This window comes from Burkholderia sp. BKH01 (genome assembly GCF_025685725.1).
GTDB classification, from domain to species: domain Bacteria; phylum Pseudomonadota; class Gammaproteobacteria; order Burkholderiales; family Burkholderiaceae; genus Burkholderia; species Burkholderia pyrrocinia_C.
Map to the genome: position 1 here is coordinate 141924 of NZ_JAOTQT010000002.1, position 18811 is coordinate 160734.

Annotated in this window: 18 protein-coding genes; 8 read left to right on the forward strand and 10 right to left on the reverse strand. The window is 68.5% G+C overall.

Translation table 11 applies throughout. The annotated features are described in order from the left end of the window. Positions 1-146: 146 nt before the first annotated feature. On the reverse strand, positions 147-1982 hold the full coding sequence (locus OEJ37_RS03620; protein ID WP_263343227.1) for an EAL domain-containing protein: 1836 nt from the start codon (positions 1980-1982) through the stop codon (positions 147-149). Between the two features lie 204 nt (positions 1983-2186). Further along, positions 2187-3221, reverse strand: a complete 1035-nt coding sequence (locus tag OEJ37_RS03625) for a bile acid:sodium symporter family protein (protein WP_174419961.1) — start codon at positions 3219-3221, stop codon at positions 2187-2189. A gap of 346 nt (positions 3222-3567) precedes the next feature. On the opposite strand from OEJ37_RS03625, the gene OEJ37_RS03630 reads away from it, so the two are divergent. From OEJ37_RS03630 to OEJ37_RS03640, 3 genes are all read left to right on the forward strand, one after another. Further along, positions 3568-4062 (forward strand): peptide-binding protein, encoded by a 495-nt coding sequence (locus OEJ37_RS03630; RefSeq protein ID WP_152858532.1) that lies wholly within the window; start codon positions 3568-3570, stop codon positions 4060-4062. A 378-nt stretch (positions 4063-4440) separates the two neighbouring features. Then, entirely contained in the window at positions 4441-5517 is a 1077-nt protein-coding gene (locus OEJ37_RS03635) for a porin (RefSeq protein WP_175919496.1), read from the forward strand. Between the two features lie 184 nt (positions 5518-5701). Continuing rightward, positions 5702-6664 (forward strand): LysR family transcriptional regulator, encoded by a 963-nt coding sequence (locus tag OEJ37_RS03640; protein WP_152858537.1) that lies wholly within the window; start codon positions 5702-5704, stop codon positions 6662-6664. Positions 6665-6773: 109 nt separating this feature from the next. On the opposite strand, the gene OEJ37_RS03645 is transcribed toward OEJ37_RS03640, so the two are convergent. After that, positions 6774-7733: an NAD(P)H-dependent flavin oxidoreductase gene (locus OEJ37_RS03645; protein ID WP_174419959.1), complete on the reverse strand. Its 960-nt coding sequence runs from the start codon at positions 7731-7733 to the stop codon at positions 6774-6776. 282 nt (positions 7734-8015) lie between these two features. On the opposite strand from OEJ37_RS03645, the gene OEJ37_RS03650 reads away from it, so the two are divergent. Then, on the forward strand, positions 8016-8912 hold the full coding sequence (locus OEJ37_RS03650; RefSeq protein ID WP_174419958.1) for an alpha/beta fold hydrolase: 897 nt from the start codon (positions 8016-8018) through the stop codon (positions 8910-8912). Between the two features lie 30 nt (positions 8913-8942). Here OEJ37_RS03650 and OEJ37_RS03655 read toward each other — a convergent pair whose 3' ends face one another. Next, positions 8943-9434 (reverse strand): Lrp/AsnC family transcriptional regulator, encoded by a 492-nt coding sequence (locus OEJ37_RS03655; RefSeq protein WP_263343229.1) that lies wholly within the window; start codon positions 9432-9434, stop codon positions 8943-8945. A gap of 112 nt (positions 9435-9546) precedes the next feature. Between OEJ37_RS03655 and OEJ37_RS03660 the strand changes: the two genes are divergently transcribed. Further along, positions 9547-10449: a DMT family transporter gene (locus OEJ37_RS03660; RefSeq protein ID WP_174419956.1), complete on the forward strand. Its 903-nt coding sequence runs from the start codon at positions 9547-9549 to the stop codon at positions 10447-10449. A gap of 254 nt (positions 10450-10703) precedes the next feature. Here the strand turns inward: OEJ37_RS03660 and OEJ37_RS03665 are convergent, their stop codons facing one another. Genes OEJ37_RS03665 through OEJ37_RS03680 form a run of 4 tightly spaced genes read right to left on the reverse strand, consistent with a single transcriptional unit; the run spans position 10704 to position 13353 of the window. Beyond that, positions 10704-10910 carry a DUF1289 domain-containing protein gene (locus OEJ37_RS03665; protein WP_152858545.1) on the reverse strand — a complete coding sequence of 69 codons (207 nt, stop codon included), beginning with the start codon at positions 10908-10910 and terminating at the stop codon, positions 10704-10706. Beyond that, positions 10907-11413, reverse strand: a complete 507-nt coding sequence (locus OEJ37_RS03670) for a YbaK/EbsC family protein (RefSeq protein WP_263343230.1) — start codon at positions 11411-11413, stop codon at positions 10907-10909. Before OEJ37_RS03670 ends, OEJ37_RS03665 begins: the two co-directional genes overlap by 4 nt. A gap of 26 nt (positions 11414-11439) precedes the next feature. Next, positions 11440-12372 carry a hydroxymethylglutaryl-CoA lyase gene (locus tag OEJ37_RS03675; protein ID WP_174419955.1) on the reverse strand — a complete coding sequence of 311 codons (933 nt, stop codon included), beginning with the start codon at positions 12370-12372 and terminating at the stop codon, positions 11440-11442. 39 nt (positions 12373-12411) lie between these two features. Next, positions 12412-13353: a 2-hydroxyacid dehydrogenase gene (locus OEJ37_RS03680; protein ID WP_174419954.1), complete on the reverse strand. Its 942-nt coding sequence runs from the start codon at positions 13351-13353 to the stop codon at positions 12412-12414. Positions 13354-13646: 293 nt separating this feature from the next. On the opposite strand from OEJ37_RS03680, the gene OEJ37_RS03685 reads away from it, so the two are divergent. Further along, positions 13647-14270, forward strand: a complete 624-nt coding sequence (locus OEJ37_RS03685; RefSeq protein ID WP_174419953.1) for an RBBP9/YdeN family alpha/beta hydrolase — start codon at positions 13647-13649, stop codon at positions 14268-14270. 38 nt (positions 14271-14308) lie between these two features. Here the strand turns inward: OEJ37_RS03685 and OEJ37_RS03690 are convergent, their stop codons facing one another. Both OEJ37_RS03690 and OEJ37_RS03695 read right to left on the reverse strand, forming a co-directional pair. Then, on the reverse strand, positions 14309-14593 hold the full coding sequence (locus tag OEJ37_RS03690; RefSeq protein ID WP_263343234.1) for a hypothetical protein: 285 nt from the start codon (positions 14591-14593) through the stop codon (positions 14309-14311). Positions 14594-14782: 189 nt separating this feature from the next. Next, positions 14783-15703: a LysR substrate-binding domain-containing protein gene (locus OEJ37_RS03695; protein ID WP_263343236.1), complete on the reverse strand. Its 921-nt coding sequence runs from the start codon at positions 15701-15703 to the stop codon at positions 14783-14785. Positions 15704-15815: 112 nt separating this feature from the next. On the opposite strand from OEJ37_RS03695, the gene OEJ37_RS03700 reads away from it, so the two are divergent. Together OEJ37_RS03700 and OEJ37_RS03705 are read left to right on the forward strand one after the other, a co-directional pair. Next, positions 15816-16454, forward strand: coding sequence for a glutathione S-transferase family protein (locus OEJ37_RS03700; RefSeq protein ID WP_263343237.1), 639 nt, complete (start codon positions 15816-15818; stop codon positions 16452-16454). Between the two features lie 141 nt (positions 16455-16595). Continuing rightward, the gene (locus OEJ37_RS03705) at positions 16596-18797 is read left to right on the forward strand and encodes a TonB-dependent receptor (protein ID WP_263343238.1); all 2202 of its coding nucleotides are present in this window, start codon (positions 16596-16598) and stop codon (positions 18795-18797) included. Positions 18798-18811 lie beyond the last annotated feature (14 nt).

The window sequence follows — 18811 nt, forward strand, 5'->3', positions numbered from 1 at the left end:
GGCCGGGCAGGGTGCGCGACGGCCTGCGCGGGTGGCCGGAAGCCGATGCACAACGATTCGGCCGGTTGACGGGCGGTCGCCCGTCCCCGTCGCACCGAGCGCAGCCGTATCCCGCGCTCGACGATTGCCCGCCGTTCAGTCCGCCGTCACCGCCCCGCGACCGGCGGTTCGCCGCGATTGCGCAGCGCGGCGAGGCCCGCGTCGAGATCGACGACCGCGAGCCCGTTCGGCTGCTGTTTCGCGCGCCGCTTCGCGAGCGCCGCGACCGACGCGATCTCGTCGCTGCCGTAGCGCTTCGCGCCGTGCGCGCCGGCCGGCACGCCGACCGCGCCGATCGCCATCGTCACGAAGCCGAAGAACGCCGGGTTGCCGTGGCGGTCCTCGCCGCGCAGCCCGCCCGCCTGCCGGTCGGCCTGTGTGTAGAAGCGCTGCGCGCCGTCGTTGAAGCGCGCGATCGCGTCGGTCGCGCGCACGTGCCAGTCGTCGTGCTGGAACAGCACGAGGAAATCGTCGCCGCCGACGTGCCCGAGAAAGTCGCGCTGCGGGTCGCACACGCCGGCCAGCACCGTCGCGGCGAACTTCAGCACCTCGTCGCCCTGCCAGTAGCCGTACTGGTCGTTGAACGGCTTGAACTGGTTCAGGTCGACATAGCACGCATGAAAGCCGGCGTCCCGCTGGAGCAGGCGGTCGATATGCGCGCTGATCGGGATGTTGCCGGGCAGGAACGTCAGCGGGTTCGCGTAGCGCGCGGCTTCGATGCGCATCTCGGTCACCGCGCGCACGAGGCTCTCGCCGGTGCCGAGCCCGACGTAGCGGCCGTGCTCGGTGATCACGAAGCCGTCCGCGAGATAACGCTGGTCGTGGCTCGCGAGCAGCATCGCGAGCTGCTCGAACGTCGTCGCGTTGTCGATCATCAGCGGCGCATCGTTCGCGAACTGCAGGCACGGCTTCTTCCCGAACACCTCGCGGTGATACGGCAGCGCGAAGCGGTCGATGAAGCCGCGGCGATTCACGAGCGCGACGGGCCGCCCGCGTTCGACCAGCGCGACCGCGTGCAGGTCGGGCATCCGGTTGAACAGGTCGAGCACGTCGTTGCTGGTCGCGTCGCACGACAGTGCCGGCGCGGGGACGAGCATCTTCGCGGCGATCGTGCCGGCCGGCCGCATGGAGCGCGTCGCGCCGGGAAACACCGCGATGTGCGGCGCGCGGATCGCATCGCGCGCGGCCGGCGCGACGACCCGCGACGGCTGCGCGTCCGGGCGGCCGAGCAGGAAGCCCTGCACGCAGCAGATCCCCATGTCGCGCACGACGATCAGGTCGCATTCGTTCTCGATGCCTTCCGCGATCAGTTGCGCGCCGCTCGCCTGCGCGAAGTGCTGCATCGCCTTCACGGCCTCGAACTTGAGCGGGTCGCGCGCGATGTCGTGGATGAAGAAGCGGTCGATCTTCACGACGTCCGGATGCAGGCGCAGCCACAGGTTCATGCTCGCGTTCGCGGTGCCGTAGTCGTCGAGCGCGAACTGGATGCCCGCATCGCGCAGCGACGCGACCGCCGGCCCGATATGCGCGACATCCGGTATCGCGTTCTGCTCGGTCAGCTCGATCACGATGCGCTCGGCGCGGACCCGCGCGCGGCCGAGGAACTGGCACGCGCGCTCGCGTTCGCTGGCGAGTTGCAGGATCGTCCCCGCGCTGAAATTGAGGAACAGCTTGCCGTCGCAGCCGAGCGCCGCGAACGCGTCGAGGCAGGTGAGCGCGGCAGCCTGTTCGAGCGCGATGGTCGCGCCCTCGCGCGCGGCCTGCGCGAACAGCGCGGTGGGCGGCTCGAGGTCGGTGCCGCGCGGGCCGCGTATCAGGCCTTCGTAGCCGACGACCGTCCCCGACCCGAGATCGACGATCGGCTGGAAAACGGCCGCGAGCGCGCGATCCGCGATCAGGCGCGTGGTGCTGGCGGCAGCGGAGTCGGAGTGGAGCGCGGGCATGGGTGAGGGCAGCCGAATCGACGGGACGCCCGGCTTAACGGCACCGCTCGCGGGGAATTGAATGAAGATTTCGTGATGCGATGGGCGCTGATGGTGCATCGCGTTGGACGCGCACCGGCGCGCGTTTGGAAAGCGGGAAGGCGGGAAGGCGGAGAGCGGCGCCAGCGCGCCCCCATCCGGTGACCGTCCCGCTCCCCCTTCCCGTCAGCGCTTGCCCGCGTTCAGCGCGCCGGGCGCTGATGCCTTGCCGTCCTGCCCGTCGCGCTCGCCGCTCATGTCGCGTGCACCCCAGCGCTGCGCGAGCGCCGCGCACGCCATCAACTGGATCTGATGGAACAGCATCAGCGGCAGCACGATCGCGCCGACCGCGTTCGCCGAGAAGATCACCTTCGCCATCGGCACGCCGGCCGCGAGGCTCTTCTTCGATCCGCAGAAGATGATCGTGATCCGGTCGGCCCGATTGAAGCCGAGCCGCTTGCCGACGAACGCGGTCAGCAGCAGCGCGATCGTGAGCAGCACGAGGTTGACGACCAGCAGGCCGCCGAGCGCGCGTGCCGGAATCTGGTGCCACAGGCCCTCGTTGACGGCCTCGCTGAACGCGACGTACACCACGAGCAGGATCGAGCCCTGGTCGACGAAGCGCAGCACGCCGCGGTTCCGTTCGATCCAGCCGCCGATCACGGGCCGCAGCAACTGGCCGGCGATGAACGGCACGAGCAGCTGCATCACGATGCTGCCGACGGTGCTCCACGGAGATGCGGCGGCGGCCGACTGCGACGTGATGATCAGCCCGACGAGCGCCGGCGTGACGAAGATCCCGAGCAGGCTCGATGCCGATGCCGCGCACACGGCGGCCGGCACGTTGCCCTTCGCGATCGACGTGAACGCAATTGACGACTGGACCGTCGACGGCAGCGTGCACAGAAACAGCACGCCGGCATAAAGCGCCGGCGTGACGAGCGGCTGCAGCACGGGTTTCAGCGCGAGGCCGAGCAGCGGGAACAGCGCGAACGTGCTGAGCAGCACGACCGCGTGCAGCCGCCAGTGGGTCGCACCCGCAACGACGGCTTCGCGCGACAGCTTCGCGCCGTGCAGGAAGAACAGCAGGCCGACGGCGATGTTGGTCGCCCAGTTGAACGCATGGGCGGCCGGGCCGCGGCACGGCAGGAGGCTCGCGAGCACGACGGTGCCGACCAGTGCGAGCGTGAAGTTGTCGGGAAGAAAACGGGGGCGGGCCATCGGGAACTCGACTCGGAAACGACGAAGGCGCGCGTCGCGCGCGCGAATGCCGCTATTGTCCCGGTTGGCCATTCACTACACAAATTCATTGTGAGAATCGATTGATGATTCGATTGCATGCGACAACGGCCGTCGCGCCTGCCCGGCCATGCGCAAAACGGCAGAAGAATGTTCTGTCGCGTTCGCCCCCTGAAGTGAAAAAACCTAGCAGTAACATGGTGTTACACCGATGCCGGCGACCTAACACTTTTTGGCTCGACACCGTTTCGGGCCGCTCATAAATTACTGCTGAAAGCCTTGCGTCGGCCGAAAGGAGCCGGCGACAGGCGTGGACAGGCACTGAACGATGACGGAACGTGTGAAACGGAAGATCGGACGATGGGTGGCAGGCGTGCTCGGCGCGCTGCTGATGCCGCTTGCGCTCGCACAGCCGCCACACGGCGGTCATGGGTTCGGCGGCCACGGTTTCGGTGGCGGCGACATGCGCGCGTTCGGTCAGCAGGCTGGCGGCGGGTTCGGTGGCGGGCCCGTCTGGCGCCGCGTTCCGCCCCCCGTCGGGGCACGCGCCGGCGGCGTGAGCGGCTACGGCTCCCGCTGGGGGCTGCGGCCGACGCCGTCGTACGGCCATTACGCGGCGCAAAGCCCGTATCGCCCGATCAGCGCCGATGCGCGCCAGATGCCGCGCCCGCCTGGCGGCGGCAACGTGCCGCTGCGCGCCGGTTCGATCCGCGCCGACGTCGCGCGCTACAACGAGGAGCGCGGCGGCCGTCCGATGCCGCCGCCCCGCTCGCAGGAAGAGCCTGCGCACTCGCCGTATTTCTCCCCGTTCTACCGAAACTGAGCGCCCGCGCGCCAGCGCAAGCCCGCTATTAGCGGGAACAGGCTCAGGCCCCCCCGCCGGCTGATGCGAATTCGCCACAGTCGCGCGCAGATTTCCGCTGATTTTCCCGTCGCATTGCGCTATCTTTCGCGCCCGGCTCGCGTGCGCCACGCCGCCGTCCCGTCGAGCAACCGCTTTCGCGCGGGGCCGCCGCGGGGCATCCGGCCACGTATCGATTCCGTGAAGTTAATGCTGGCGCTATACCAGCAATAAGTGTGCGCAATTTTGACCGGACAAATGATCCGTAAAGATGGCTGCGCCCCATACGACGCAAGCACTCGGCTCCCAAAAACAACGCTCGCGCCACTTATCGACCATTCGACAAAACCTGGAGATCCCATGAAAGCATTTGCTCGCCGTGCGTCGCGCACGTCCGTCAAGCTGATCGCCGCGGCTGCCTGCGTGGCAGCGACCGCACCCGTTTATGCGCAATCGAGCGTGTCGCTCTACGGTCAGGTCGACGAATGGGTCGGCGCGACCAAGTTCCCGGGCGGCGATCGCGCATGGAACGTGTCGGGCGGCGGGATGTCGACGTCGTACTGGGGCCTGCACGGCGCAGAGGATCTGGGCAACGGCTACAAGGCGATCTTCACGCTGGAAAGCTTCTTCCGCGCGCAGAACGGCCAGTTCGGCCGCTTCCAGGGCGACACGTTCTTCGCCCGCAACGCGTACGTCGGCATCAGCTCGCCGTACGGCACGGTGACGGCAGGCCGCCTGACGACGCACCTGTTCCTGTCGACGATCCTGTTCAACCCGTTCTACGACTCGTACACCTTCTCGCCGATGGTGTACCACGTGTTCCTCGGCCTCGGCACGTTCCCGACCTATCCGAGCGACCAGGGCGCGGTCGGCGATTCGGGCTGGAACAACGCGGTGTCGTATACGTCGCCGTCGTTCGGTGGCCTGAATTTCGGCGCGATGTACGCGCTCGGCAACCAGGCCGGCGACAACCGCTCGAAGAAGTGGAGCGCGCAGTTCAACTATGCGAACGGCCCGTTCGCGGCAACCGCCATGTATCAGTACGTGAACTTCAACAACGGCCCGCAGGACCTGAGCGCGCTCGTCACCGGCATGAAGAGCCAGGGCATCGCGCTGGTCGGCGCGACCTACGACCTGAAGCTCGTGAAGCTGTTCGGCCAGTATATGTATACGAAGAATGACCAGGTCGCGGGCAGCTGGCACGTGAACACCGCGCAAGGCGGCGTGTCGGTGCCGCTCGGCGTGGGCAACGCGATGGCGTCGTACGCGTATTCGCGCGATGCAGGCGGCCTCGACCAGACGCGCCAGACCTGGGCCGTCGGCTACGACTATCCGCTGTCCAAGCGTACGGACGTCTACGCTGCGTACATGAACGACCACATCAGCGGCCTGTCGACCGGCAACACGTTCGGCGCCGGTATCCGCGCGAAGTTCTGACGCGCACGCGCGATCGGCGCGCCGGACCCTCGCGAAAATCGCGCATTCTGGCTGCATGTTTTCCCGCCCGAAACGGCGCCGCCTCCCCGCGGCGCCGTTTTGCCTTTGTTGACCTTTCTATTTCCCTGCCTTTGTTACCCTATCTCGTAATTGGAACATTCCCCCGTCATTACGAGCTAGTTCGATGGATACCCTCGTCAGCATGAATGTGTTTCGCTACGTCGTCGAAGTGGGCAGCTTCGTCGGCGCGGCCGAGCGCATGCAGATGTCGGCTGCGATGGCGAGCAAGCACGTGATGCATCTCGAGCAGCAGCTCGGTGCGCGGCTGCTGCATCGCACGACACGACGTGTCGCGCCTACCGAGGCGGGACGCGAATATTACGAGCGCCTCGTGCAGGCGCTGTCGGAACTCGACGAAGCCGGGCAGGCCGTCGGCGCCGCAAGCGTGGTGCCGCAGGGCCGCCTGCGCGTGACGTCGCTGTCCGCGTTCGGGCTGCGGCACGTGATGCAGGCCGTTACCGATTACGCGGGCCGGTTCCCGGACGTAACCGTCGACATGACGCTGTCCGATCGCGTGGTCGACCTGATCGAGGAAGGCTACGACGTCGCGGTGCGCGCGGCGCCGAACGGATTGAAATCGTCGTCGCTGGTCGCACGGCAGATCGCGACCGCGCACATCCTGCTCGTCGCGTCGCCCGAGTATCTCGACAAGCACGGCACGCCCGAAACGATCGCCGATCTCGCGCATCACAACTACCTGCGGCGCGACTCGAATTCGACGATGCTCGACTCGCTCGTGATCGACGCGGCGGCGGCGTCGCGCGTGACCCTCAACGGCAACCTGATCGTGAACCATCTCGAGGGGCTGCGTGCGGCCGTGCTCGCGGGCGCGGGCATCGCGCTGCTCGGCACCGAGGTGGTCGGCGACGACATCGAATCCGGCCGGCTCGTGCCGGTGCTGCTCGATTCGGTGCCGCCGCACGAGGCGCCGATCTACGCGGTGTACGCGAGCCGCCGTCACGTGTCGGCTAAGGTACGTTCGTTCGTCGATTTCCTCGCGGCGCGTTTCGAAGGCCAGTCGCTGTGCCCATCGATCGAGTCGCGCCTGCGCGTGCTGCCGATCACGCGGATCAAGCGCGCGGGCTGAGCCGCGTGTCCCGCGGCGGCGGGGCGATGAAAAAAAAGCGCGAACCGCAGCGGTTCGCGCTTTTTGTTTTGTCCGACGGGATTGGCGGCCGCAGTGGCCGCCGCATCCGTCAGCGTGCGATGCCGAGCCGCGCCTTTGCTTCGTCGTACTCACGCTTCAGGCGCTCGACGAGCTCGCCCACGCTCGGCAGGTCGTCCATCAGGCCGACGCCCTGGCCGGCGCCCCAGATGTCCTTCCACGCCTTCGTCTTGTCGCCGCCGAAATTCATCTTCGTCTTGTCGGATTCCGGCAGCGCTTCCGGATCGAGGCCGGCTTTCTCGATGCTCTCGCGAATGTAGTTGCCGTGCACGCCGGTGAAGAGGTTCGTGTAGATGATGTCGGACGATTTCGCGTTCAGGATCGCGTGCTTATAGTCGTCGATCGCGTGCGCTTCCTGCGTCGCGATGAAGCGCGTGCCCATGTACGCGAAATCGGCGCCCATCGCCTGCGCGGCGAGGATCGAGCCGCCGTTCGCGATCGAGCCGGACAGCACGATCGGACCGTCGAAGATCTTGCGGACCTCGCCGACGAGCGCGAACGGCGACGTCGTGCCCGCATGGCCGCCCGCGCCGGCCGCGACGAGGATCAGCCCGTCGACGCCGGCTTCGAGCGCCTTCTGCGCGTGGCGCAGGTTGATCACGTCGTGCAGCACGATGCCGCCGTAGCCGTGCACCGCGTCGACGATCTCGCGCGCCGGCGCGCGCAGGCTCGTGATGAAGATCGGCACCTTGTGCTCGACGCATACGCGCACGTCGTGTTCGAGCCGCGCGTTCGACTGGTGGACGATCTGGTTGACCGCGATCGGGCCGATCACCGCGTCCGGGTGTTTCGCCTTGTGGTCGGCCAGCTCCGACTGAATCTGCGTGAGCCACTCGTCGAGCAGTTCGGCCGGACGGGCGTTGAGCGCGGGGAACGAACCGACGATGCCCGCCTTGCATTGCGCGAGCACGAGTTCGGGGTAGCTGACGATGAACATCGGCGACGCGATGACGGGCAGCGTCAGGTTCTGCAGGACGGTGGGCAATGCCATGTGATGTCTCCAGTCTCCAGGGAGGGCCGGCGCCGGCGCGGTCGCGCCGATACCGACACCATGCTTTGCGGTCGGACGGTGATTCGAGTGTAGCTGCGGACGAAGTCGTTCGTTCATATTAATACGAACGGTCGTGCGATTCTACGCGAGCTTAACAAAATGCGCGGTGTGGCGGCAATCGAGTGAGTGTTCTCTTTCTACGGATTCTGGCTGTTGCACCGCTGTGCAGACGCACGAGCGCTCCTAAAATAGCCGCCATAACAAACCAACGAGAAATAAACCATGTCGTTTGAGGCGTTTGCACCGTTTCGCGTGATGGTGCAGGACACCGACATCTTCGGTGTCAAAGGAGGCGCGGGCCCGCCGCTCCTGTTGCTGCACGGGCATCCGCAAACCCACATGATCTGGCATCGCGTTGCCGCGACGCTCGCGAATCACTTCACCGTGATCGCCACCGACCTGCGCGGATACGGCGCGTCGGGCCGACCGCCGAGCGACGCGCGGCACGCGCCGTATTCGAAACGGGCGATGGCCGCCGACCAGGTCGCCGTGATGCGGCACTTCGGCTTCGAGCACTTTCATGTCTGCGCGCACGATCGCGGCGCGCGTGTCGCGCACCGGCTCGCGCTCGATCACGCGGACGCCGTCGAACGGATGATGCTGCTCGACATCGCGCCGACGCTCGCGATGTATGAGAAAACCGATCGCGCGTTCGCGACCGCGTATTTCCACTGGTTCTTCCTGATCCAGCCGGAGCCGCTGCCCGAGACGCTGATCGGCGCGCATACCGATGCGTACATCGAGCGCGTGATGGGCAACCGGTCCGCCGGGCTCACGCCGTTCGCGCCCGCGGCGCTCGACGCGTACCGCGCTGCGCTCGCGCAGCCGGGCGCCGTGCACGCGATGTGCGAGGACTACCGCGCATCGGCGACGATCGACCTCGAGCACGACCGTGCGGATCTCGAGCGCGGCAACAAGGTCGCGTGTCCGTTGCGCGTGCTGTGGGGCGAGCACGGGATCGTCGGACGCTGCTTCGATCCGCTCGACGAATGGCGTCGCGTCGCGCGCGACGTCAGCGGCCGCGCGCTCGAATGCGGGCATTACATTCCGGAAGAGGCGCCCGTCGCGCTGATCGACGAGCTGCTCGCGTTCTTCGAGGCGCGCGACCCGGCCGCATGAGGGCGCGGGCGGGCGGTGCGGGCCGTCCGCTCAGCGGTGCGCGCTGTCGTCCTCGACGAGCGGCGGCAGGCGGCGCGGCACGGGCGTCGATTTCACGATCGCGGTGCTCGTCTCCGCGCGCTCCGTCACCTTCGACAGGATGTCGTCGAGGTGCTCGATCGTGCGGAGGTAGAGCCGGCAGATGAAGCAGTCTTCGCCGGTCACCTTGTCGCATTCGACGAATTCGGGAATCCGCCGCAGCAACTCCTCGACCAGATGCAGCTGGCCCGGCAGCGGCTTCACGCGGACGATCGCCTGCAGCGTGTAGCCGAGCGCGCGCGGGTCGAGCTCGACGGTGAACGCGGCGATCACGCCTTGCGCCTCGAGCCGCCGCACGCGGTCGGCGGTCGCGGGCGCCGACAGCCCGATCTGCCGCGCGAGCTCGCTGGTCGCGATGCGCGCGTCGTCGGCCAGCGCCGCGAGGATCGCGCGGTCGGTCGCGTCGAGCGACGCGACGGAGGGTGGGGAAAGGCGTTTCGGCATGATCGCTTTGCTTTCGAAGGTAAATCGGCTGATTCACTTCAGTTTAGCCGTGGTTGCGGCGAAAGCAAGTTTCTAGAATCGAAGTCATCCACTCTCATCAACGGAGTTCAAGATGGCCTCGAATGAAATTCGCCGCGGCGCCGCCGAGATGGTCGTCGCGATGATGATGTCCGGCATGATCGGCTGGCTCGTGATGTCGTCGCAACAACCGCTGACGAACGTCGTGTTCTTCCGCTGCCTGTTCGGCGCCGCGACGCTCGCGATCGTCTGCGCGGCGTTCGGCTTCCTGCGCCGCTCGCTGTTCTCGCCGCGGATGCTCGCGCTCGCGGCGCTCGGCAGCGTCGCGATCGTCGCGAACTGGCTGCTGCTGTTCGCCGCCTATTCGCGCGCGTCGATTTCGATGGCGACCGCCGTCTACAACACGCAGCCGTTCATGCTCGTCGCGCTCGGCGCGATCGTGTTCCGCGAACGGATCACCGCGTCGACGGTCGCGTGGCTTGCGCTCGCGTTCGCCGGGCTCGTCTTCGTGGTGCGCGTCGAGCCGGCCGTGCTCGCGGTGCCGGGCGAATATCTGGAAGGCGTCGCGCTGTCGCTCGGCGCGGCATTCCTGTATGCGATCTCGTCGATCGTCACGAAGCACCTGAAGGGCACGCCGCCGCACCTGCTCGCGCTGCTGCAGGCCGGCCTCGGCATCGTGCTGCTCGCGCCGTTCGCGCACTTCGATACGCTGCCCGCGACTGCCGGGCAATGGCTCGACCTCGTCGTCCTCGGCGTCGTGAACACGGGCCTGATGTATGTGCTGCTGTACGGCGCGATCCAGAAGCTGCCGACCGCGATGACCGGCGCGCTGTCGTTCGTGTATCCGGTCGTCGCGATCGTCGTCGATCACGTTGCGTTCGGGCAGACGCTCGCGTGGACGCAGGTGTTCGGCGCGCTGCTGATCCTGCTCGCGGCGGCCGGCGTGAATCTCGGCTGGCGCATCGTGCCCGCGCGTCGCACGGCGGTCGGTAACTGAAACGGTCGTACGATTCGGCGCCGCGACGGGGCGCCGCCGCGGCTCGCCGGGGGCGGATTTCGGGTACGAGGATTGCGCGCGGATTGCGCTCGAAATGAGCCCGCGCGCATGCGCGAAAGACGCTGTAAGAAGTTGTAGGGAAACACCCGATGCGATGCGGCCGCGTCGCTCGTATCATGCGGGCTGTGACGTTGATCACGTTCACAGGATTCCGATCTCGACGCCGTTCGCCCGTGAGGCTGAACGGCTTTTTTTTATGTGCCGCTCCCGGCGAGCATGCGTCGCCGCGCATCGAGGCGCGAGAGCAGCGCGCGCCGCGCGTCGTCGTCCGACGCACGCCATCCCTTGATCTCGTCGCGCGTGCGCAGGCAGCCCGCGCACCAGTCGGTGCGCGGATCGATCCTGCAGACGTCCGTGCACGGCGATGCGACCGTGCCGACCGGCACCTGCACGTCGCTCATGCGTTGTCCCGCAATGCGACGTCCGCGACCGGTGCGCCCGTCAGCGACACGAGTTCGTGCGGCGACAGGTTGAACACCGCGTGCGGATGGCCGGCGGCCGCCCACAGGCTGTCGAGCTCGAGCAGGTCGGCGTCGATCAGCGTAACGGGCTCGACGAGATGGCCGATCGGGCAGACGCCGCCGATCGCATAGCCGGTGTTGTCGCGCACGAACTTCGCGTCCGCGCGGCCCACCTCGCCGACCTGCGCGGCAACCTTCTTTTCATCGACGCGGTTGACGCCGCTCGCGACCACGAGCACGGGCGCGCCGTCCGACTGCCGGCGAAACAGGATCGACTTCGCGATCTGCGCGACCTCGCAGCCGAGCCCGGCCGCGGCCTCGGCCGACGTCTTGCCGGTTTCGGTGAGCATCACGATGCCTTTCGCATGGCCGCGCTCGCGCAGCAGCAGCGCGACTCTGCGCGCGGAATCGGGGAGGGAATCGAATGAAGCAGGTGTCGTCATATTGAGGAATCCATGGAATGCCGGGGTCAGACGCAGGTCGCGGCGTCGTCCGCGCTCTGCGCCTTGGCGAGCAGCGCGCGACCGGCACGCGACACGTTCGTGCGGCCGATCGCGTTAGAGATGAAGTCGCCGGCGGCGACGACTTGCGCGAGATCGACGCCGGTGTCGATGCCGAGGCCCTGCATCAGGTACAGCACGTCCTCGGTCGCGACGTTGCCGGTCGCGCCCTTCGCGTACGGGCAGCCGCCGAGGCCGGCGACCGACGCGTGAAAGATTTCGATCCCTTCGAACAACGCCGCGTAGATGTTCGCGAGCGCCTGGCCGTAGGTGTCGTGGAAATGGCCTGACAGGCGTTCGCGCGGGAACACGCGCGTGACGGCCGAGAGCACTTCGCGTGTGCGCTTCGGCGTGCCGACGCCGATCGTATCGGCGATGTCGATCTCGTCGCAGCCGAGCGCCGCGAAGCGTTCGACGACGTCGACGACCGACGCGACCGGCACCTCGCCCTGGTACGGGCAGCCGAGCGTGCACGACACGCTGCCTCGCAGCCGCAGGCCCGCGTCCTTCGCGGCCTTCGCGACGGGCTCGAAGCGCGCGATGCTCTCGGCGATGCTGCAGTTGATGTTCCGCTGCGAGAATGCCTCGCTCGCCGCGCCGAAGATCACGACCTCGTCGGCGCGTGCGGCGAGCGCGTTCTCGAAACCCTTCAGGTTCGGCGTGAGCACCGAGTACACGGTGCCCGCGCGACGCTCGATGCCCGCCATGACTTCGGCGCCGTCGGCCATCTGCGGCACCCATTTCGGCGACACGAACGACGCGGCCTCGATGTTGCGGAAGCCGGCGCGCGACAGGCGGTCGACGAGCGCGATCTTCACGTCGGTCGGCACGAAGGTCTTCTCGTTCTGCAGCCCGTCGCGCGGGCCGACTTCGACGATCTTGACGGCGGTGGGGAACGTCATGGTTGTCTCCTGGTTCCTGGTATCTGTGTGGAGCGGAATTCAATAACCGCGCGCGTAGTCGACGATGCCGCCGACGCGCTCGCCGCGCTCGAACGCGCGGATCTTGCCGGCGATCTGCTCGACGGCCTCCGCGCGCAGCGTCTCGGCGGAGCTGTGCGGCGTGATCGTGATGCGCGGCGCGCGCCAGAACGGATGATCGTCCGGCAGCGGCTCGTGCTGGAACACGTCGAGCGTCGCCGCGGCGACCCGGCCGCTCGCGAGCGCGTCGAGCAGGTCGGCCTCGACGAGATGCGCGCCGCGCGCGACGTTGACGATGTACGCGCCGGGCGCGAGCCGCGCGAACGCGCGCGACGACAGGATGCCGTCGGTGTCGGGCGTGCTCGGCAGCAGGTTGACCAGCACCTTCGCGCCGTCGATGCACGCGTCGAACGCGCCGTCGCCGGCGAAGGTCGCGATGCCGTCGAGCTGCTTCGCGCTGCGGCTGTAGCCGCGCACCGGCAGGCCGAGCGCGGCGAGCGCGAGCGCGACCTGCGCGCCGAGCACGCCGAGGCCGAGCACGGCGACGGTGAACGTTGCGCGCGGATGCGGTTCGAGCGGCTGCCAGCGGCGCTCGCGCTGCTGCGCGTCGTATTCGTCGAAACGGCGCAGGTAGCGCAGCACCGCGTGCGTCACGTATTCGACCATCTGCTGCGCCATGCCCGAATCCTCGAGCCGCACGAGCGGCACGTGCGCGGGCAGCGTGCCCGGATGCGCACGGTCGAGCGCGAGTAGCGCGTCGACGCCCGCGCCGAGGTTGAAGATCGCGCGCAGGCCGTCGCGCGGCGCGAACAACTCGCGCGGCGCGCGCCACACGAGCGCGTAGTCGGCGGCGGCCGTGTCGCCCGGCTGCCAAGCGCGCAGTTCGGCTTCCGGCAGCGCGTGTGCGATCTCGTCGCGCCACGCGCCGGCTTCCTGGTGCGGGGAGTAGAACAGGATCTTCATTGCATGACTTCGCGCGCGCCGGCGAGGCTCGTCACGGGAAAGGCGAGAGGGGCCGGGCGCGGCGCGCCGGCGGGCGTAGCGGACATCGGGCGTCTCCTGACGACCGGGCCCGGCGCGTCGACGCCGGGCCCGGTTCCGTGTGAAGCTGACGGGAAGCCCACATTCTACGGTTTCGACGCGAATTGCGCCGTCGCGCGGGCCGGCGCGCGCAAAGCAAAGCACAAAATATTGGTTCGGCCGCCGGACGCGGCGCGCCACAATCGAAACTCGTCTTCAAGCAAGCGAGGGCAATCATGCGCGCATGCAGCAAATCGGCGTGGCCGCCGCGGCTCGTCACCGTACCGGGCCTGCACGGCAGCGAAGGCGCTCACTGGCAGACCTGGCTCGAGCGGCAGTTTTCGCGCTCGCTGCGCGTCGAGCAGGACGACTGGGACGCGCCCGATCTCGCGCGCTGGGCGCAGTCCGTGCGCGCGCTGCTCGACCGCGAGCGCGGCCCGTTCGTGCTCGCCGCGCACAGCTTCGGCTGCCTCGCGGCCGCACATGCGCTCGCGCAGCGGCCGCATACGGGCGATGTCGCGGGCGTGCTGCTCGTTGCGCCCGCCAGCCCGAAGAAATTCACGTTTGCCGGGCCGTTCGATGCGCGCCGGCTCGCGGTGCCGTCGATCGTGATCGGCAGCGAGACCGATCCGTGGATGCCGCTCGCCGATGCGCGCACGCTCGCGCAGCGCCTGGGCAGCGCGTTCGTGAACCTCGGCGACGCCGGGCACATCAATACGGCGGCGGGCTTCGGGCCGTGGCCGCGCGCGAAGTACTTCGTCGACACGCTCGTCCATTGCGCGGCGCCGCTGCGCTTTCGCGATGCGGATGACGGCTTCGAGGCCGCGCTCGTCGACCGCGCGCTTGCGCACGCGGTCTGACCACCTCGGTTCTGCGGTCGGGGGCGGAATCGGCGCGATCAGCCCGGCGAAGATGCAGCGGCGGCCGACGCGGCCGCGTTCGACGCGGGCTTCGCGTCGTCGTCGTCATCGGGCGGGTAATGCACGACGGGCGGCGCGAGCGGGGCGGCATCGGACGCGGCGGCATTCGCGGTCGCATTGCTGTTGAACGCGCTGGCGGAGCCGCTCGATGCGCCGGCCTGCTGCGATGCGTCGGCCGCGTGCGCGTCGTGCGGCGCGTCGTCGCTGCAGGCGGCGACCAAAGCGGCGGCACAAAGAACGACGACGACGGAAACGCGACGCATGACTTCTCTCCTGGCAGGCTGATCGGGAAACGTTTTCGAGTATGCCGGTGCGATGCGACGTTTCGGTGAATCGTTTGCGACCGGCACGTAATCGCGAAATGCTTTCGTCAAGCTAACGAATTACTTTCGTGCGCTCGTGCGCTCGTGCGCGCATGCAGCCGGCATGCGGCCATCGCCGACCGCCGCCTGTCAGCGCCGCGGCGTCCTGCGCCGCACTTCGCTGCGCAGCCAGTCGAGCCAGGTGCGGATCGCCGCTTCGTGCGGATGGCCGGGGCGCCACACGACGTAGTGCGCGTACACGTCGGTCACGCGCACCGTCGACACGCGCACGAGCGTGCCGGCCGCGAGTTCGGGCTCGATCAGCGAGCGGCGTGCGAGTGCGACGCCGCGCCCTTTCAGCGTCGCGTCGATCAGCGCGTTCGCATCGGTGAAGCGCGGCGCGCGAGCGGATTCGGTGAGGTCGAGCCGCGCGGCCTGGAACCACGGCTCCCACGGCTGCGCGGGATGGCGCAGCAGCGTCGCGCGCAGGAGATCGGCCGGCACGCGTGGCGCGATGCCGTCGCGATTGCGGTACGCGGGGCTTGCGACCGGAAAGATCGTCTCGTTCATCAGCTTCTCGGCGACGACGCCCGGCCACGTGCCGGGCCCGTAGCGCAGCGCGACATCGATGCGGTCGCGCTTGCGCAGCGGCGCGAGCGTCGCGTCCGGGTGCAGCGCGATCGCGATGTGCGGATGCGCGGCCGAGAAGCGCGGCAGGCGCGGTGCGAGCCAGCGCTCGGCGACGCTCGGCAGCACGCTGACGTTCAGCGTGACGTCGCAGGCGCGCGGGCGGCTGCGCATGGCGAGCGTCGGCTCGAACGCACGTTCGAGCACGCTCAGGCCCTGGCGCACCTGCAGCGCGAGCGCGTGCGCGGCATGCGTCGGTGTCGCGCCGTTGCGCTCGCGCGTGAAGAGCGGATAGCCGAGCTGCGCCTCGAGCGCGCGGATGTGCTGGCTGACCGCGCCTTGCGTGAGTGCGAGTGTGTCGGCCGCGCGCGTGAAGCTCTGCAGCCGCACGGCGGCCTCGAACGCGCGCAGCGTCTGCAGCGGAGGGAGGTGGATGCGTCGCATGCGGGTATTAGTAACACTAATGTCCGAGCACGACAATTCATCGTTTGCGGCGCCCGGCCACGCGTTCCTACACTCGGTTCCGTCTTCTACAGCCCGGTCGGGCCACATCAACATGAACGCATACCGTCTCTATCTTTCGCCGGGCGCCTGCTCGCTTGCCGCCCACATCGCGCTGGAGGAAACCGGCGCGCCGTTCGACGTCGAGATCGTCTCCGTGCAGAAGCAGCAGAACCTCGACGCGCGCTATCTCGCGATCAACGCGAAGGCGCGCGTGCCCGTGCTCGCGATTCCGGGCGAGCCGCGCGTGCTCACCGAAACGCCGGCGATCCTCACGTATCTCGCGCGCCGTTATCCGGATGCGCGCTTGCTGCCGCTCGACGATCCGCTGCGCGAGGCGCGCTGCCACGAATGGCTCGCCTGGCTGGTCGGCTGGGTGCATGGCGTCGGCTACGGCGCGCTGTGGCGGCCGGGCCGCTTCATCGGCGATCCGGCCCTGCACGGTGCGGTCAGCACGCACGGGCGCGGCACGATCGATGCCGCGAACGAGAAGATCGAAGCCGCGCTCGCCGACGGCCGCACGTGGGCCGAACCGGGCGGCCATTCGATCGTCGATCCGTTCCTGTTGGTGCTGTATCGCTGGGGCGTCGCGATCGGGCTTGACATGACGCGGCATCCCGCATGGACGGCTCATGCGCAGCGCGAGGCCGAACGGCCGGCCGCGCGGCGCGCGCTGGCTCGCGAGGCGGGCTGACAGCACGAGCCCGCCCGATCGGTCGCGCACCGGTTTCGTCTTCGGGTTCATTCGCAGAACGAAATTCGAACACGTCCAATTGCCATGCCGCGTCCACTCCGATTGAATGAGAATCATTCTTATCAATGAAGTGGAGTGAACATGAGTCGTTGCATTGTGTCGAGCGCGACGCCGCCGCGTCGCGCGACTGCTTCCGTCGCGTTTGCGATGATGACCTGTGCGGCCGCGCCGGCGTGCGCGGAAGAGGCGGACCCGCGGCAGGCGCCGCACCTGAGCCCGATCGTCGTGCAGGGCGATCGCGACACCGGTTCGCGCGTCGACCGCTCCGGCTCCGCGAAATACGCGACGCCGCTGCTCGACGTGCCGCAGACGATCACCGTCGTGCCGCGCGCGGTGCTCGACGAGCAGCAGGCGCTGAGCCTGCGCGAAGCGCTGTCGAACGTTGCGGGCATCACGTTCAACGCAGGCGAGGGCGGCGGCGGATCGGGCGACATGTTCAACATCCGCGGCTTCGGCGCGAACGCGAACCTGCAGCTCGACGGCCTGCGCGACAGCGCGCAGAACAATCGCAGCGACCTGTTCAACGTCGAGGCGGTCGAGGTGATCAAGGGGCCGAACTCGGTGTTCGGCGGCGCGGGCACCACGGGCGGTTCGGTGAATCTGGTCAGCAAGGCGCCGAAGGCCGGCGCATTCACGGAGGCCGGTGCGATGCTCGGCACGTCCGACTACCGCCGCGTGACGCTCGATGCGAACCGGCCGCTGCCGGGCACCGACGGCAGGGCCGCGTTCCGCCTGAACGCGATGGCGCACGTCAACGACGTGCCGGGCCGCGACGACATCCGCAAGCGTCGCTGGGGCGTTGCGCCGTCGCTCGCGTTCGGCCTCGGCACGCCAACGCGCGTCACGCTCGGCTATTTCCACCAGGACGACAACAACCTGCCCGACTACGGACTGCCCGCGCACAACGGGCAGGTGCTGGGCGGCGTGTCGCGCGACAGCTATTTCGGCTGGCGCAACCTCGACCGCGAACGCATCGCGTCCGACACGTTCACCGTGAAGGCCGAACACGACGTGTCGTCGAACCTGAAGCTGCAGAACCTGAGCCGCTATGCGCACCTGCATCGCGACACGGTGATCTCCGCGTCGCACGTGAACCTGCAGGGGCTGCCGCCCGGGCGCTACAAACCGGCCGGGCCGCAGGGTTACGGCCGTGATGCGTCGACGGCGATGTGGGCGAACCAGACGAACGTCACGAGCACGTTCGGCACCTTCGGGATCGGGCACACGCTCGTTGCCGGCTTCGAGATCTCGCGGGAAACGTACGACCGCACGACCTATTCGTACGGGCTCAACCGGTTCTACCCGGCCGGCGGTTTCCCGCTCGCCGCGCCGCCCGGCGACTGGCGCGGCCCCGCGCAGCGCGCGGACAGCGCGCACAACGACACGGCGCTGATCGTGAAGGCGCTCTACGCGTTCGACACGATCGCGCTCGGCCGGTACTGGGACGTCGACGTCGGGCTGCGGCACGACTGGATCGACGGCCGCTCGGAAAGCACGCCGGCCGGCAAGCCGACCGAGCGCGCGGACAGCGCTGACCGTCACCTGAGCACGCGCGCCGGGCTCGTGTTCAAGCCGACCGACAACGGTCGCGCGTATTTCGCGTACGGCACGTCGTTCAATCCGTCCGCCGAGTTTCTCGTCACGACGGGCTCGGGCGTGAGCGCGGCGACGGGTGCGCTCGCGCCCGAGAAGAACGAGAGCTTCGAACTCGGCGCGAAATGGGAGGGGCTCGCCGGTGTCGCGCTGAACGGCGCACTGTTCCAGACCGAAAAGAAGAACGCGCGCGAACGGATGGCCGACGGCAGCTACGCGCTCGTGGGCCGGCAGCGCGTGCGCGGCATCGAGCTCGGTGCCGCCGGCAAGGTGACGCCGCGTTGGGACGTGTTCGCGAACTACACGTATTTGGCGAGCGTCACGCTGAGTTCACCGTCTTCGCCGCGCCGCGACGGGCAGGCGCTCGGCAACACGCCGCGGCACGCGTTCAATCTGTGGACGACCTATCGGCTGCCGGCCGGCTGGACGGTGGGCTATGGTTCGCATTTCGTCGGCCGGCGCGCCGTGACGTCGCAAGGCGACGGCAAGCTTGGCGCGTACTGGGTGCACAACCTGATGGCCGGCTACGACGTGAGCCGCCGGCTGCGTTTCCAGCTGAACGTCGACAACCTGTTCGACCGCGCATATGTCGAGCGGGTGCGGCAGGTGTCGGGAAGCGAATCGCGATCGTCCGCGGTCGAGTTCGGCGACGGCCGCTCGGCGATGCTGTCGGCCATGTACAAGTTCTGACGGTGCGCGCGTGC